The sequence below is a fragment of the Quadrisphaera sp. KR29 genome, assembly GCF_052644995.1.
This window is the reverse complement of the sequence record NZ_JBQXXG010000018.1, coordinates 14754-30667: the sequence shown is the minus strand read 5'-3', so window position 1 is coordinate 30667 and position 15914 is coordinate 14754. Positions and strand designations below refer to the sequence as shown.

Genomic DNA, 15914 nt, shown 5'->3' with positions numbered 1-15914 from the left:
GTCGCCTGTGAACCGGGCTGCAGCCGGATCCGCCGACGTCACCCGATGGCCGACTCACCGTGCGTGCCCCGCCGCTAGCGCCAGCAGCAGGTCGGCCGGGCTGACCACGCCGAGGAGGTGTCCCTGACCGTTGGTGCACACCAGCGGCGTCGCTCCGTCGCGCGCTGGTCGCGTGGCACAGCGCCGTGCTACGTCGGTGATGCTGTCAGCCGGGGCGACCACGACCGCGGGCGTCCACGCCCCGGCGTGCGGCACCTCGCTCGCGTGGGCTGAGACCACCAGCCGGACCGCCTTGATGCGGCCGTCCTCACCCAGCAGGACCGGGGCGTCGGGGTGCTGGGGGTCGTGGGTGGCAGCGGCCGGGCGCACGAGGCTCGCGACGTGCTCGCCCAGGCCACAGCGAGCCGAGGTGGCGCGCAGGTGGGTGACGAGCTTCTCGGGCAGCTCGACCACGAAGTCGGCGGCCGGACGGGCGAGTACGTAGCCCTGCACCAGGGGCACTCCCAGGCCCACCAGGGCGTCGAGCTCGGCCAGCGTTTCCGCGCCCTCGGCGAGCACCCAGGCGTCCATGCGCCCCACGAGGTCGCCGATGGTGGCGACCATGGCTGCCTTGACCGGGTCGGCATCGATGCCGCTGACCAGCTCGCGGTCGAGCTTGACGATGTCGGGGCGCACCGACAGCAGCTGCGCCAGCCCGGAGTAGCCGGTGCCGGCGTCGTCGATGGCGATCAGTGCACCCTGCTGGCGGGCCGCGCGCAGAGCGGCGTCGAAATGTGACTGCACCGCCGGCTGGGTGTGCTCGGTCAGCTCCAGCACCAGGCGTCCGAGGTCGCCGGCCGGCGCGAGCACCTCGTCGTACACCACCGGCAGGAGGTGGGGGTCGATGTTCACGGTGAGGAAGGTGTCCGGCGGCAGTCTGCGGCGCAGCCCGAGGGCGGCGGCGACGACGCGGCCCTGCAGCTGGGCGTTGACGCCCCACGTCTCGGCGGCGTTGAACCAGCGGTCGGGAGTGGCGGTGAAGGGGCCGGAGAAGCGGGAAAGGGCCTCGTACCCCGCCACGCTGCCGTGCGCGGTGTCCACCACGGGCTGCACGTGCAGCTCCAACCGGTGCGGCTCGGCGATGACCGCATCGAGAGCGGTGCGCCACAGGGGGTCGTGCACGTCGGCGGGGGCCGTGGGGTGTGTGGAGTTGTGCGCCACCGCGGCTGGGACCCCGCCGATCGGCCCTCGGACCGCGTTCTTCGGGGTCTTCGGGCCCCTGGGAGGCTCCGTGGAGGACGGGACGCTCATCCTTCCTTCATCGGTGCAGGCGAGGGGCACCTCAAGCGCTCACCTCACCGAGCCGGGATGTTCCGCTGACCATGGTCAGGCAGGAACCGACCTGATCCTGCGCAGGAGCGGGCGAGGTGGTTGCGGCAGGGGCGTGAGCGTCGCGTCAGGACTGAGGGTCGTCCATGATCTCGCGGACCTCCTGTGCGCATCGGCAACCGGCGGCGATGCGGGCTGCCCATAGCAGCGCCTGGTCGTGAGAGGGGAGGTCCAGCACCGAGAAGCCCCCGATCATCGCTTTCGCTCCCGGCTCCACATCTTCGCCGCGGGTCCCGTCGACTCGAACCACGGTGGCTCGTTGTCGCTGCAGGCCTCCACCGAAGACCTACACGCCGGCCGCCTTGGCCTCGCGGACCACTGCGTGCGAAGCCTCAGCGACCGCTGGCCAGTCCTCGTCACCGATGTGGTCCATGGCTCCATCGTCGAAGGAGACCAAGTACTTCGTCATCGTCAACCTCCCGGGATCCCGTGGGGTACCGCGTGCTCCTCCACCGAGGGTCCCGCGGGTCCTGCCGCGGCTTCCGACGCGTGAACGGAGGGACTCGGCTGAATCGTCAGACTTATCGACGCCTTGATGTGAGCTGGTCACAGGTGATCGGACGAGTCATCAGCGGAGTCCGGACGGCGACCCAGGGATGACGTGGAGGGAGCCAGCAACCCTCGATGAGGTGCTCGGTGACGCGCCTTGAGCGTGCGGGCGGCCACCGCGCGCGCCTCCCGGAAGACCTCTCACCGTACCTGCGAAGAAGCGTCACGCGATGGCCGCGGGCTCCATCATCGGGTCTTCCCTTCGCGGCGACCAGCCCGCCCAGCTCGGTGGGAGCGTCGCGGAGCGCGTCGCCGCACCGGCGCCACCCTGCTCCGGAGCCGCGACGGGCCGGTGTGCGGGCAGGTCTCAGCACCGGGATGCCCAGCGCCGGTGCTGACCCACCACCAGATGAGGCTTCTCGAACGCCGCCGCCGTCTACTCACTCCGTGGATGCCTTCGGCGGCTCAGCCCGGCTCCGAGTCGCTACCAGAGCGTCAGCGCGAGCCTCGTCCCGCCTGCCAGCGACAAGCTCGCCCTGTCGACGCTCAGGCATGGAGTGGCGTGGGGCGGGTAGCCACGTGGTGGGCGGGTCGACCGGATCCGATGTCTCATGAGGAGTACACCGTGTACCTCCACGTCCAGCAGCTCATCAACGAGATCGCCCAGGACGAGCCGGACCCCGCGGCCGCCAACGCCCTGCAGGAGGGCCTCGGGGGCCAGTTCGGCGAGATGCGCACGATGATGCAGTACCTGTTCCAGTCCATGAACTTCCGCGGCGATCCGAGGTCCAAGCCGTACAAGGACCTCATGCAGGGCATCGGCACCGAGGAGATCAGCCACGTCGAGCTGATCGGCACCACCATCGCCCGGCTCACCGACGGCTCTCCCCGCTACCAGGGGAAGCAGTCCGACGACCTCGACGTGCCCGGCGCCGGCGGCGCCACGCCGCTGGCCAGCGCCCTCACCGAGGGCAACATCCACCACTACCTCGTGGGTGCGCAGGGCGCCCTGCCGGTCGACTCGGCGGGCAACCCGTGGAGCGGCAGCTACGTCTACAACTCGGGCAACCTCGTGCTCGACCTGCTCTACAACCTCATGCTCGAGTCGACCGGCCGGCTCCAGAAGAGCCGCATCTACGAGATGACGGCCAACAAGACGGCCCGTTCCACGGTGGCGTACCTCATCGTGCGCGACCAGGCCCACGAGAACGCCTACGCCAGGGCGCTCGAGACGCTCGGGGTCGACTGGAAGAAGACGCTGCCGATCCCGAAGACGAACGCCGAGCGCTTCCCCGAGGTGAAGGAGCTCGTCGACAAGGGCCTGCAGAGCGTCAACTACACCTTCGACCTCACCGGGCTCAGCGAGGCCAGCAAGATCCTCCGCGGCCCCTCGCCGTCCGGGGACGGCACCGACCTGTCGGTGCCGCGCCAGCTGCCCGAGGGCGGTGAGCCGATCACGGTGGCCCCGCCGCGCTTCGAGGAGTACGCGCCCGGAGTGGACACCGAGCTGCTGGACCTCATCGCCGCGACCGCTGAGCTCGAGGTGGCCGACATCGAGAACAGCTTCGAAGCCGTCGCCAAGGGCTGACACCCTCTCAGCGGGGACCGAGCACGGGGTGGTGCGGGGAGCGTCGAGTCGTGTTGGCCGAGGCGGTCCCACACCACCCCGGGGCTCGGGGAGGTCTCTCGTCCCTCCAACGGTTGCAGGCAACCGCCTTCTGGATGTGCCGCTGCAACCGCTACCGGTGGTTGTTGCACGCGATAGGGATGCTCAGGGCGGTCCGGGCGGTGAGTCCGCTGTCCGGTCGAGTCGCTGGGCTAGGGTTCCCGTAGCAACGGTGGTTGTGTCCCGCCGCGGACGGGCGGGCCGCTACTCGACCGACATCACGTCCTCAGCCGGAACGAGCGGCCTCAGGGCCCCCGCGACCAGCTCAGGGAAGACGTCGGCTGGGACGGGCGGTGAGAAGTGGTACCCCTGCCCCGTGTCGCAGCCCTGTGCTGCGAGCGCGGCCCGCTGGTGCTCGTGCTCGATGCCTTCGGCCACGGTCGTCAGCTGGAGGTGACCGGCCAGCCCGAGGATGGTGTCCACGAGGGACGTGTCGCCTCCGGTCGTCATGCGGTCGACGAAGCTCTTGTCGATCTTCAGGATGTCCACGGGCAGCCGGTGCAGGTAGCTCAGCGAGGAGTAACCGGTCCCGAAGTCGTCGATCGCCAGGCGGATGCCCATCGCTCGCAGGGAGTGGAGCGTTGCGAGCGTCTCTTCGGCCTTGTCGATCAGGACGCTCTCGGTCATCTCCAGGACCAGGGCGGTGGCGGGCAGTCCTGTGGCGGCGAGCACCTCGGCGACGTCGTCGGCCAGGCCGGGGAGCCTGACCTGGTGACCGGACAGGTTGACGCTCACCCGCATGTCCTCGCACCCCACGGTCCCGCTGCGCCAGTGCGCTGTCTGGCGGCACGCTTCCCGGAGCACGTACGCACCGATCGGGATGATCAGTCCGGTGGACTCCGCCAGGGGGATGAAGTCGAGGGGGCTGACGGTGCCCCGCTCGGGGTGGGCCCAGCGCACCAGCGCCTCCACGCCGGTGACCCGGCCGCTGCCCATGTCGATCAGAGGCTGGTAGACGACGCGGAACTGCTCCTCGGCCACGGCCCGTCGCAGGTCGGCCTCCAGACGCACCCGGTCGACCAGCTGCTCGTGCATGCTCGGGTGGTAGACGGCGTAGCCCCCTGCACCCTCCGCCTTGGCCTGGTACATCGCCAGGTCGGCGCTGCGCAGCAGCTGCTCGGCATCCCGGCCCGTCGTCGCTGAGGTGGCCAGACCAGCGCTGGCGGCCACGTGCACCTCACCGCCGCGCAGCTGGAACGGTCGGCGGATGGCCTCGCACACCCGCGAGGCCAGGCGCCTGCCGTCCGCCTCCACCTCCGCGGGGCCGGATCCCGGTCCCTGTTGCACCAGGACGGCGAACTCGTCCCCGCCGAGCCGGGCGACGGTGTCGCCTTCGCGCACGACGTCGCGGACGCGGTCGGCCACCTGCGCCAGCAGCTCATCACCCGCGCTGTGCCCCAGGGTGTCGTTGACGGCCTTGAAGCCGTCGAGGTCGAAGTAGCAGACCACCACGAGCTCGTCCTCGGTGGTGCGCCGGCGGAGGGCCTGCTCCAGGCGGTCTTTGAACAGCGCCCGGTTGGGCAGACCGGTCAGCGCGTCGGTGAAGGCTTGCTGGGTCAGCTCCTCCTCCAACCGGACGCGGTCGGTGACGTCCCGCCCGTTGAGGACGAAGCCCTGCACGTGAGGATCAGCCAGCAGGTTCGTCACCGTGACGTCGAGGAGGAGGCGGCGCCCTGAGGCGTGCCTCCAGGCGCTGCGCAGGTGGCGACTGCGCAGCCCGTCGTCGGCCAGCACGGAGAGCAGCTCGCGCAGCGACTGGTCCCGGCGCCCGTCGAGGACGTCCGTCAGCGGGTGGCCCACCAGTTCTCCTGCCTCTCGACCGAGCACCCGAGCGCTGGACGGGCTCTGGTAGGTGATGAGCCCAGCCGCGTCGACCACGGTGACGAGGTCGGAGCTGTGGGCGACCAGGGACGCGAAGCGCTGCTGGCTGGCGACCACTTCTTGCGTGCGGGCAGCCACCCGCCGCTCGAGTCCGCCGGTCAGGGAGTGCACCTCCACCAGGGTCAGCACCTGGCGTGCGACCAGCAGGACGATCATCAGGCTGCGCAACCAGAACGTGACCAGGTCGCTGCTGTGGTCGCGCAGGACGACCTCGGTGACTGAGGTGACCAGCGCGACGACCACGGCGGTGTAGGGCAGCGCGTTGCTCAGGATTCGGTGGCTCTCCACACCTTCGCGCACGATGGCCGGTGCGTCGAGCCGGGCGGCCAGGAGCAGGAGCGCGAAGCCCACGAACCAGCCGGAGTCGGTCGGACTGCCGGAGCTGTACAGCCCGGTGTTGGTCAGGTAGACGAAGCTGACGTCGGAGATGGCGAAGGCCGCCAGCCCAGCCCCGACGACCCCCAGGGGCACTGGCAGAGACTCGCGCAGCTGCCGCGCCCGAGCCAGCGCGTGCACCAGCGCGGTCATGACGACGATGTCCGCCACCGGGTAGGCGAGGGAGATCACGGTCAGTAGCGGGCGGTCACCGCTGCTGACGATGGGACGCAGCACCAGCAGCCAGCTCACCACGAGCAGCGCGGTCGCGACGAGCAGACCGTCGACGAGGTCGCGCAGCCGGCCGGCCCGGCTGCGGCGGCGCAGGAGCACAGCAGCCAGCCCTGCAGCGGCCAGCACCGGAAAACCGAGGTAGCCGACGTCAGCGGCGGAGGGGAAGGGCACCTCCAGACCCAGCACGGACTCGTACCACGTCCACACCGCCTGGCCGGCACCCCACGACAGGACTCCGAACCCGAGCAGCAGCCAGAAGCGGCGGACGTGACCGTGCTCGCGCCGGGCCCGCAGCAGGGCGGCCGCACCAGCCGCCACGGCGACTGCCATCAAGGCGCCGTTCGAGAAGTGCTGCGCGGCAGGAGCGCCGGCGGTGACAGCCAGACCGGCGCTCCACACAGCGAGGGCGCCGAGCGTGGGGCCCGCGGTGGCCGCCGCACGCCACCGGCCGTGGTCTGGACTGGTCATGGACGTCTGATCGGTCCCGGAGGGCGCGCCTTGAGCGCAGCCGGCCTGCCTCTCGCCCTTCCGGCCCAAGGCGGGCCCGCGCGCCTCAAGGGCTGCTCTGCAGCGCCGAGTCAGAGCAGGGAAGCACGGCTGCGGGACTCCCGCAGCCCTCAGACAGGAGACACCGAATGAGCACGTCCGCGGCGGATGTGAGTGGGCCCAGCACGCGCGCCGGGCAGGACCTGGCGCTGCCGACCCGGTGGCCGTCCCTCTTGCGCCCGGAAGTGCTGACGGAAGCTGCCGGTCCGACGCCCTTCCTGCTGGGCAGCACCGACCTGGTCACCTCCAAGCTCCGCCGGTTCCGCAGCGCCATCCCGGAGGTGCAGCCCTTCTACGCGGTCAAGTGCAACCCGGACGTCGCCGTGCTCGACGCTCTGGCCGCCGAGGGGTGCCGCTTCGAGGTGGCGTCCCTGGGCGAGCTGGAGCTGCTGGTGGGTCTCGGGGTGCGGGCCGCCGACGTCCTCTACAGCAACACCGTCAAGCCCGCCTCCCACGTCAGGGGGGCCGCTGAGCTCGGTTTGTGGCGCTTCGCCGTGGACTCCGTCGGCGAGGTCGCCAAGATCGCCAGAGAGGCGCCGGGGTCGGCGGTGTACGTGCGCCTGGCCGTCGACGACGACCAGAGCGCCTTCCCGCTGTCCCGGAAGTTCGGCGTCGACGGCGGCAAGGCCGTGGCCCTGCTGCTCGAGGCCCGCGACCGGGGGCTGCGCCCCTACGGGCTGACCTTCCACGTCGGGTCACAGAGCACGGCGCCTGCAGCCTGGACCACGGCCCTGCGCCGAGCAGCGCTGGTCGCCGCCGAGCTGCTCGACATCGGCATCCGCCTGGACATGGTGGACATCGGGGGAGGGTTCCCCGCGTGGTACGGCACCCCGGTGCCCGAGATCGAGGAGATCGGCGCTGCCATCACCTGCGGTCTGGCCAGCCTGCCCTACGAGCCCGAGCTCCTCGCGGCTGAGCCGGGCAGGCACCTCGCGGCGGAGAGCGCCGTGATGGTCGCCAGCGTGCTGGGGCGGGAGCGGCGAGGTGGCCAGGACTGGCTGCACACCGACGTCGGCGCGTACCACGGCCTCATCGAGACCCAGCAGAGCCCGTCTGGGTGGCCCTACCCGCTGTGGACCTCCCGCAGCGACCACGCCACCGCACCATCGCTGGCGTACGTGGTCACCGGACCGACCTGCGACTCCGCTGACACCTTCCTCGACCGTGCGCTGCTGCCGGCCACGATGGCCGAGGGGGACCGCCTCTACATCGCCAGCGCGGGTGCCTACACGCTCAGCTACGCCTCTTCCTTCAACGGGTTCCCCCCGCCGCAGGCGCGCTACGCCGCCAGTGCCACTGTGACGACGGCGAGCGAGGGAGTGCCGCAGCCGCCGCGCGCGGCAGTGCCTCGCCGCGTGGGCTGAGTGGTGCGCGCTCCCGCACGCACCACGACAGCCAGGGCCAGCCGTGGCCGCACACGACGATCCCGGAACCTGCTGGCGGCCGGCGTGCTGGACTCCTTCCTGCTCTCGCTGGGGTGGACGCTGCTGGTCCTGCGCGTGCAGGACCAGCGCGGCCTGGCCGTCGTCGGTCTTCTGACGGCCGCAGCGCTGGTCGGCGTCGCGGCATCGGCGCCGGCCTCGAGCTGGCTGGCGCAGCGGTTCTCGGGGCGCGGGGTGCTGGCGCTAACGGCTGCAGGAGAGGCGACTTCGCGGGCCGTGGTCGCGGTGCTCGTGCTCGTCGGTGGTGCACGAGTGCCCCTGCCGGTGCTGGTGCTGGCTGTGGTGGTGCTGAACGTCCTGACCTGGTCCGGTTACGCAGCGATGCGCGCCGAGGTGGCCGCGGTCACCAAGGGTGCGAGCGGTCTGTCGTGGTACGCCGCCGGAGTGGGGGCCGTGGAGGCAGCCGGCGTCGCGGTCGCCGCGGTGGTCCCCCTCGTGCTGCCTAACCGCCACCACGAGAGCTTCACCTGGATCGCAGCCACCGCCTACGTCCTGGCCCTGACTCCGCAGCTGCTCATTGCCCTCGGCGCGAGGGTGCCGCGAGCGCCAGCATCAGGCGCCGATCTGGCTCGGTGGGGGCGACCTCGGCGGAGCCGGTTGCGGCTGCCCCTGGTCACCACAGCTGGCGCCGCGGTGACGCTCCTGAGCTCCGGACCTCTGCTCCTGGCGGTTCCCCTGGCCCAGGAGCTGCACGGCCGGGTGAGCGTGGCGCTGGTGGGCACAGCCCTGACAGTGGGGACGCTGGCTGGCCCGGCGTTGGCGCGTCTGCTCGAGCGACGCGTCGGAAACCGGTCCGCCGCGTGGCTGCTGTGCGGGACGGCGATGGTGGCCGGGTGGGCGGTCGCACCGTTCTCGGTGGTGGCGCTGTGTGCTGCGGCTGCTCTGGGCGGAGCCGCCTCGGCCGCGGCCGAAGGCCTGTTCGACGACGCGGCCCGCCTCTCGGGTGGAAGTCGAGTCACGCAGGCCCTCGCAGGAGCCACGGCAGCACGAGCCCTGGGCTCCGCGGCCGCCACGGCCAGCCTTCCACCGCTGGTCGCGACCAGCAGCATCACGACTGTCTCGGGCGTCTGCGCTGCGGTGCTGCTCGTGGCGGCCGCCGCAGTCTTCCCGCGGCGTCTTCGGGGACGCCACACGCTCTTCGGCGGTGGTGCCAGGCGCTCCTCACCAGTCATCACCCAGGTCGCTGCACTCCCTTCGGTGCCAGCGGCCTCCGGTGGCGGGCGACGCCCGTGGGCGACCTCCTCCAGATGAGCAACAACGCCCCTGGAAGCCCGGACATCGCTGAGCAGGGTCGCAACGTCGAGGGAGTCCGCATCGCCTGCGGTTTCGGTAGCCGATCCTCTTCCAGCTGGCGGCACAGGTGTCGACTACCAGCGCATCGGGTGAGCGCTCGATGACGGCGCGGGTGACGCGCCCCTGGGTGGGACACGTTGGGTCAGCGCGGATGTGGCGGGGTGAGAAGATGAAGCGGTCACCGCAAGTGCATTCAGCGCTGTGGAGGCTGTGGCGCGGCTCGACCTCGGTGTTCGTCGCATCCCGACGACCGCACCCCCGGCCAGGGAGGCCAGGGGGTGCGGTCGCGAGCGGCGGAGGCTCGCGTTGGACGACGTCAGTCGGAACTGGTGCCCGAGTGCGCTCCGGACAGCGTGCCCGTCAGCGCGTCGCCACCGGTACCGGCACCGCCTGTCGCGTCACCACCGGATGCCACGTCACCGCCAGCACCGCCGTCGGCGCCCAGGACGTCCTGGCTCTGGGTGCTGCTGCCCGTGCCGTCGAGCAGGCTCAGGGAGGCGGCGGGGGTTCGGGCTGATGTTGGTGTTCCCGGAGCTGCCCCGGCGCCGCCGTCACCGCCATCACCACCGGTGCCGGCACCCGCGGTCGAGGAGCCCGTAGCCGAGCCGTCCGCGGAGCTGTCTGCGCTCAAGTCCGAGGAGCGGTCGCAGGAGACTCCCCGCGCCTGCGTCCTGGTCTCGGCGCCGCTGGCCGTGCCGCTGCCGGTCACCGCGCCGGCGTCGCTCCCGGTGCCGTCACCTTCTGCATCGTCGCCGCCGGACCCGGCGTCACCATCGGCGCCGCCGATGGCCTGCTGCTCCGCGGACTGGCTCCGGGTGTGTCGGCGTCTCCGCCGAGCAGGCCGAGGGAGGTGCCCAGGTTCGGGCTGATGTCGACGTTGCCACCGGCCCGCCGTCAGTGCGGTTCCCGCGAGATGACCGCAGCGGTCGTGGTCTGCTGGCTGCACCTGGGCGAGGGCCGCGCGTGAACTCCATGGATTAACCGCTGACCAGGCGCCTACGGCCACCTCGTGTCGCCCAGGCATCGCCGGTGTCAGCCGCACACGGTCAGAGCCACACCACCGGGTCAGGACCTCGCCTGGAGGCTGTCTGCCGCACTGAGGACCCCGGCGAGCGGATTACAGGGTGATGGGCCGCTCATGGGGAAGGCCATCCTCGCCGATCAGGTGGTGTGAGGACTACGTCGACGGGTGCGGGCGGTAGCGTCCCAGCGCGCCCGGGTGTCGACGCGCGTGCGGTGTCAGTGCAGCGCTTCGCTCGCTCACGTGTCCTGTGGCAGGCCGTGGTCACCCGGACCGGCCTGCCGGCGGCCTGTGGATCGGTGCTGCTGATGGCCACCGGCGCCATCGTCCTCCTCACCTCCCCCTTCCACGTTCCCGATGACGCCGAGTGGCGCCAAGTTCTCCTGCTGTGCCTGGTGATGAGCGCTCTGGTGCTGCTCAGCGCGGTGCTGCCTTGGCGGCGCTGGCCTGACCACACCCACCTGGTCTTCCCCCTGGCGACGCTGCTGGCGCTGTCGGCGCTGAGCGCGCACGGCAGTGGTCTGGGGGCCGCCTACATCGGCATCTTCGTGCTGGCCTTCGTCTACGTGGGTCTGTACCTGCCGGCCCACAGTTGCTGGCTGCTGCTGCCGGTGGCGGTGGTGCTCTACGGGCCGACCATGGGCGGCTGGAGCCGAGAGATCGTGCTGCGCCTGGTGGTGGTCGCCCTGGTGTGGCTAGTGATCGCCGAGGCCCTGGCCTTCCTGACCGCCAAGCACCGTGCAGCCCTCGAGGCGCTGCAGGTGGCCTCACGCACCGACGCCCTGACCCGCCTGGACAACAGGCGGGCCTTGGAAGGGCATCTGCAGTCCGCGTCGGCGGGCACGGTGCTGGTGGTGTGCGACATCGACCACTTCAAGAAGGTCAATGACACCCACGGCCACGCCCGCGGTGACTGGGTGCTGGCCGAGTTCGCCAGGCTGCTGCGCCAGGCGGTGCGCGATGGGGACCACGCCGTGCGCTACGGCGGAGAAGAGTTCCTGCTGGTACTGCGGCTGCGTGAGGCGGCCGTGCCTCAGGTGTTGAACCGGCTGCACCAGGCCTGGGCACTGTCCAGGACCGGCACGACGTTCTCCTGCGGCTGGGCGGTGCACTCCGACCAGCGCACGATCTGGGAGTCCCTAGCTGCGGCCGACGCCGCGCTGTACGAGGCGAAGCGCAGCGGCCGCAACCGCGACGTCGCCGAAACCGTGCCAGCCAGCTTGGCTGGTTGAGCAGCCTCACAGCCCAGCCTGCAGGGCTCTCCTTCGCACAAGAGGTGAACAGTTGGAGCCTTACTCCCCAAGCCCTACTTTCACGTGAGAGCCGGATCGTGCGCTGACCGATCTTGCCCGCACGCCGCGGCGATCCGCATGAACGCTGGCGGCCGCTGCCGCCAGGCCGTCGCAGATGGGATCCCTACCCGTGCAGGTGGCTCTACGCCGTCGGTCAGGGGCGCGGTGATTGGGCCAGGACGAGCAGTGCCACCAGGGAGACGGCGGCACCGGCCGTCATGAGCACGGCCACCGGCACGGAGGTGTGCTCCCCGCCGATCCCGGCCAGCGGCGCGGCGAGGCCGGCGGTGCCCCACTGCAGCATTCCCAGCACCGCCGACCCGGTGCCCGGGTGCTCGGACACGGCGGCGTTGTGGTCCGCGATGTCGTCACGGTCAGGCATCGCTGTCCGCACGCGCTACTGCGGGGCGTGCTGTCTCGATCTACGGGGAACGGCATGTCGATGTCGCGCGCTACGAAGCTGTGCTGGGCGACCTCCGACGAGGATGCACCCGGCCCGCGGAGCAGCCGTAGGACGGTCCTGGGGGTCTTCCGCACAGCACCACCTGCTGGAACGACTCATCGTCGTTCTAGTCGTCTTCTCAGCCGGGAGCCTCGTCAGCCGTCTCCGCCGGCCGCGTAGCTGTCAACGTCGCCGCCTGCGCGACGTGCAGGCTCGCCACCGCTGACGCCACGTCGGCGTGTAGCGGCAGCACCCGAGCGAGCCCGGTGATCTCGAACAGTGTGTGGATCATCGGGTGGGTCGCGACCAGTGCGTAGGCACGTCCGCTGCGGCGGGCCAGGTGGTGGCCCTGGACCAGCACACCCACCGCGTAGGAGTCGATGAACTCCACTTCGCTCAGGTCGACGACGACCGCCCACATCGACCCGTCTAGACCGTCTCGGTCCGGTGCTGTGTCCGAGGTGGTGGACCTCCCGGGATCATCGGTGCCTGGACCGGCTGAGGCCAACACCTCCGCAAGTGCCCTTTTCAGGTCCGGGCCGCTGTACAGGTCGATGTCACCGTCGACGGTGATCACCATCACCCCGCGGGCGTCAACCGGCGGCCCGGCGCCCTGCGGCGAGGAAGGGGGCACGACCTGGTGGGCGGCGATGGTGGTGATGTTCATGGAGTTCCCCCGGCTGCGGTCCCCGCAGTCGCAGGGTGGTGCGGCACGAGCGCTGCAGCCCGGCTCACCTCAGAGTGCTACCCACCGGGCAGGCCAGCACGCCGGGATCACCGCTCCGATGCACCAGCTCCTGCGCGCAGCGCTGTCCATTCACGAGTCCGCCTCCGCCGCGGCAGCCGCCTGAGCCTCCTCCAGCCGCGCGGGCACCCGCACCGGACCCGCCTCGGGTGGGCGGGGGGCGTCCTCGGGGTGGGCCCGCAGCGCCAGCAGCGCCACGTCATCATCGAGGTGGTCACCCACCAGCCCCACCAGCCCGTCGCACAGCTGCTCCACCGTGCCCCCCGGTGAGCTGGCGAGCTCACCGGCCGCGTGGGCCAGCCATGCCAGCCCCTGCTCCACGCTGATGCCGCGGCGCTCGACCAGGCCGTCGGTGTACAGCAGCACCGTCGAGCCCGGTTTCAGGACGTGCTCGTGGTCGTGGCGGTCCACGGCCGGGTCCCAGCCCAGCACCAGATCTGAGTCGGCCTCCAAGAAGCGCGCGGTGCCGTCGGCCTCCAGGAGCAACGGGGGCAGGTGCCCAGCGTTGGACCACCGCACCAGCCGGGTCCCTGCGGCGCGGTGGGCCTCATCGACCTCGATTTGAGCGAGGATCGCGGTGGCGACGGTGTCGATGCCCAGACCCGCCGCCGCGCGATCGACCGCCGCCAGCACCCGTGCTGGAGACTCACCGAGGGTGAAGGCGACACCGCGGACCAGGTTGCGCAGCTGGCCCATCATCGAGGCGGCGCGCATGTCGTGGCCGGTGACGTCACCGATGACCAGGCTGGTCACTCCGTCGGCGGTGATGAACGCGTCGTACCAGTCCCCGCCGACCTCGGCGTGGGCTGCGGAGGCGGCGTAGCGCACCGCGATCTGCAGGTGGTCTGGCTCGGGTGGGGCGGTGAGCATGGAGCGCTGCAGTATCTGGGCGGTGCTGGAGGCAGCCGCCAGGGCGGCCTGCTCGGCCTCGTGGGCGGCGATGCGGCCCAGCGCTTGCGCGGTCAGCGCCGCGAACGCCGTCAGCAGCTCGCGCTCCTCGCTGCTGAACACCCGGGGGTCGGCGAAGCCCACCGACAGGCACCCCAGCAACCGGCCCCGGGTGCGCAGCGGCACTGCAGCCGAGGCCTGCACGCCGGCGCCGATGTAGATGGCTTCGGACCCGGGGAAGGTCTGCTCGGTCTGCTCGCGGTCGGACAAGTAGAAGGCCTGCCCGGTGGCCGCGGCGCGGACGGCGGGCATGGGAAAGTCGGCGGGGGTGCGCTGGACGGTGGGGCGGACGTCGGCGTAGGAGTCGGTGACCACGGTGTCGACGTGGGCGCCGTCATCGGTGCGCAGGCAGATCCCGCAGCCGTTGGCGCCCAGGAGGTCCGCGCCCTGACCGGCCAGAACGTTGAGGACCTCATCTTGGGTGTCGGCGTCGGCCAGCGCCTGGGCGATGGTCACCAGCGCGCCCTGGCGCGCCGCGGAGGTGCGCGCGAGGTCACCGGCGCGCAGCTCAGCTGCGGCGGAGAGGCGTTCGGCGTCGCGGGACTGCAGCCGGCGCAGGGCCTGGGCGCACTGGGCGGCGAAGGTCTCCAGCAGCGCCACCTGCGCGGGACCGAAGGTCTGCGGCTGGGCCCACCCGGCGGTCAGCACACCGATCACCTGGGCGCCGGCGCGCAGCGGGACCGAGGCCCACGCCTGGCAGCCGGTGGCCTCGTTGGCGGCCAGCACGTGCGCCGACATCGCCACGCACGCCGCCTGGTCCTCCAACAGCACCCGTTGCCCGCTGCGGGCGGCCAGCGCCACCGGAAGCTGCGCCGACATCGGTAGGCGTCCGAAGTCGGCGCGGGTGCCCTCCCCGAAGTTGGCGGTGATGTAGGACAGCAGCTGGGTGTCGTCGTCGGGGTCGGGGACGGCCACCGAGCCGCCGTCGGCGCCCAGGGCGGCAAGGCCCTGCTCGGCGATGGTGGCGACCAGGTCGGAGATCTCTTCGGCGTCGGCCAGGGACAGGGCGATGGAGCCCAGGGCCGCGAGCTGGGCGCTGGCGTGCTCGGCGGCGGCCACCGCGTCGTAACGGTCGGTGACGTCGGAGAAGTACAGCGCCAGCCCCTCGCCTTCGGGGACGGCGCGCACCTGCACCCACACCTGCAGCGGTGCGGGGTAGAAGGCGTCGAAGGTGACCGTCTCACCGGTGGCCACCGCGCGGCGGTAGTGGCGCTCGAAGTCGGTGTCGACGGCGGCGGGAAAGGCCTCCCAGAAGCTGCGCCCGACCAGCTGGGTCCGTGGTGCGGCGGCGATCTGCTCAGCGGCGGCGTTGACGTAGGTGATGACCCAGTCGACGTCCATGGCCAGGTAGGCCACCGCCATCGACTCGGTCACCTGGGCGATGCGGACAGCGGCGGCGCGTTCGGCGCGGACGGCGTCTTGGGCGAGCACGGACGCTGCGCGCATCGCCAGCTCGCTGGAGGCGGTGGCAGCCAGGTGGGCCAGCACGTCCAGCTCGTGCTCGGACCAGACCCGGGGGGAGGTGTCGATGGCGCACAACGAGCCGACCGTGGTGCCGTCAGCGGCGTGCAGGGGGAACCCGGCGTAGGCGATGACCCCGATGTCGCTGATGGCGAGGTTGCCGGCCATCTCGGGGTCTTCGCGGGCGTCGGTGATGACCAGAGGGGCGTCGCGGGCGACGACGTACTGGCAGAAGGAGTGCGACAGCCCGGTGCAGCGCGTCTGCTGCCAGGGCGAGGGCAGGCCCTCGGCGCCGGGGAAGACCTGCCCGGCGGTGGTGACGAGGCTGACCAGGGCCACGGGGACGCCGAGGGTGGCGCGCACGAGGTGGGCGTAGCGGTCGAAGACCTCATCGGGCACCGCGATGCCGGCGACCTCGGCGGGCAGCTGCGCGGGGAGCTGGAACGGCTGGCTCACCGGGGCCGGCGGCTCCGTCGGTGGGTCGGCAGGGGTCAGCACCGGGACATCTTCACCTGTAAGCCAGCGACGGCGTGACCCACCCGAGTGCTCATCGAGGCAGGTACGCGCCCATCACTGGCCACGACGGTGGACGCCGGCCGTTCCATCGACCGCCGCCCACCGCGGCAGCGGCGTTTTCACTGCGCCTTCAGTCAAACTCGAATGAAAGATCCGCGCACGCCGATCACGGCTCATCGAGGCGCGCATCTACGT

Annotated in this window: 9 protein-coding genes and 1 pseudogene; 4 read left to right on the top strand and 6 right to left on the bottom strand. The window is 71.5% G+C overall.

Annotated features, from left to right (window positions below):
* Nucleotides 1-54: 54 nt before the first annotated feature.
* Both ACUN9U_RS15130 and ACUN9U_RS15125 read right to left on the bottom strand, forming a co-directional pair.
* Nucleotides 55-1290 (bottom strand): EAL domain-containing protein, encoded by a 1236-nt coding sequence (locus ACUN9U_RS15130; protein WP_445485834.1) that lies wholly within the window; start codon nucleotides 1288-1290, stop codon nucleotides 55-57.
* Between the two features lie 145 nt (nucleotides 1291-1435).
* A pseudogene (locus tag ACUN9U_RS15125) lies at nucleotides 1436-1777 on the bottom strand (YciI family protein).
* A 705-nt stretch (nucleotides 1778-2482) separates the two neighbouring features.
* On the opposite strand from ACUN9U_RS15125, the gene ACUN9U_RS15120 reads away from it, so the two are divergent.
* Entirely contained in the window at nucleotides 2483-3445 is a 963-nt protein-coding gene (locus tag ACUN9U_RS15120) for a manganese catalase family protein (protein WP_445485833.1), read from the top strand.
* Nucleotides 3446-3727: 282 nt separating this feature from the next.
* On the opposite strand, the gene ACUN9U_RS15115 is transcribed toward ACUN9U_RS15120, so the two are convergent.
* Nucleotides 3728-6481, bottom strand: coding sequence for a putative bifunctional diguanylate cyclase/phosphodiesterase (locus ACUN9U_RS15115; RefSeq protein WP_445485832.1), 2754 nt, complete (start codon nucleotides 6479-6481; stop codon nucleotides 3728-3730).
* A gap of 263 nt (nucleotides 6482-6744) precedes the next feature.
* Here ACUN9U_RS15115 and ACUN9U_RS15110 point away from each other — a divergent pair, with 263 nt between their 5' ends.
* From ACUN9U_RS15110 to ACUN9U_RS15100, 3 genes are all read left to right on the top strand, one after another.
* On the top strand, nucleotides 6745-7923 hold the full coding sequence (locus ACUN9U_RS15110) for a type III PLP-dependent enzyme (protein ID WP_445485831.1): 1179 nt from the start codon (nucleotides 6745-6747) through the stop codon (nucleotides 7921-7923).
* A gap of 84 nt (nucleotides 7924-8007) precedes the next feature.
* Nucleotides 8008-9252, top strand: coding sequence for a hypothetical protein (locus ACUN9U_RS15105; protein WP_445485830.1), 1245 nt, complete (start codon nucleotides 8008-8010; stop codon nucleotides 9250-9252).
* Between the two features lie 1371 nt (nucleotides 9253-10623).
* A complete protein-coding gene (locus ACUN9U_RS15100) occupies nucleotides 10624-11547 on the top strand; it encodes a GGDEF domain-containing protein (protein ID WP_445485872.1) in 924 nt (307 codons plus the stop codon).
* 214 nt (nucleotides 11548-11761) lie between these two features.
* Here the strand turns inward: ACUN9U_RS15100 and ACUN9U_RS15095 are convergent, their stop codons facing one another.
* The 3 genes from ACUN9U_RS15095 to ACUN9U_RS15085 form a co-directional block, all read right to left on the bottom strand.
* Entirely contained in the window at nucleotides 11762-11989 is a 228-nt protein-coding gene (locus ACUN9U_RS15095; protein WP_445485829.1) for a hypothetical protein, read from the bottom strand.
* A 199-nt stretch (nucleotides 11990-12188) separates the two neighbouring features.
* Nucleotides 12189-12716, bottom strand: coding sequence for an STAS domain-containing protein (locus ACUN9U_RS15090; protein WP_445485828.1), 528 nt, complete (start codon nucleotides 12714-12716; stop codon nucleotides 12189-12191).
* A 150-nt stretch (nucleotides 12717-12866) separates the two neighbouring features.
* Nucleotides 12867-15701, bottom strand: coding sequence for a GAF domain-containing protein (locus ACUN9U_RS15085; protein ID WP_445485827.1), 2835 nt, complete (start codon nucleotides 15699-15701; stop codon nucleotides 12867-12869).
* Between the last annotated feature and the right edge of the window lie 213 nt (nucleotides 15702-15914).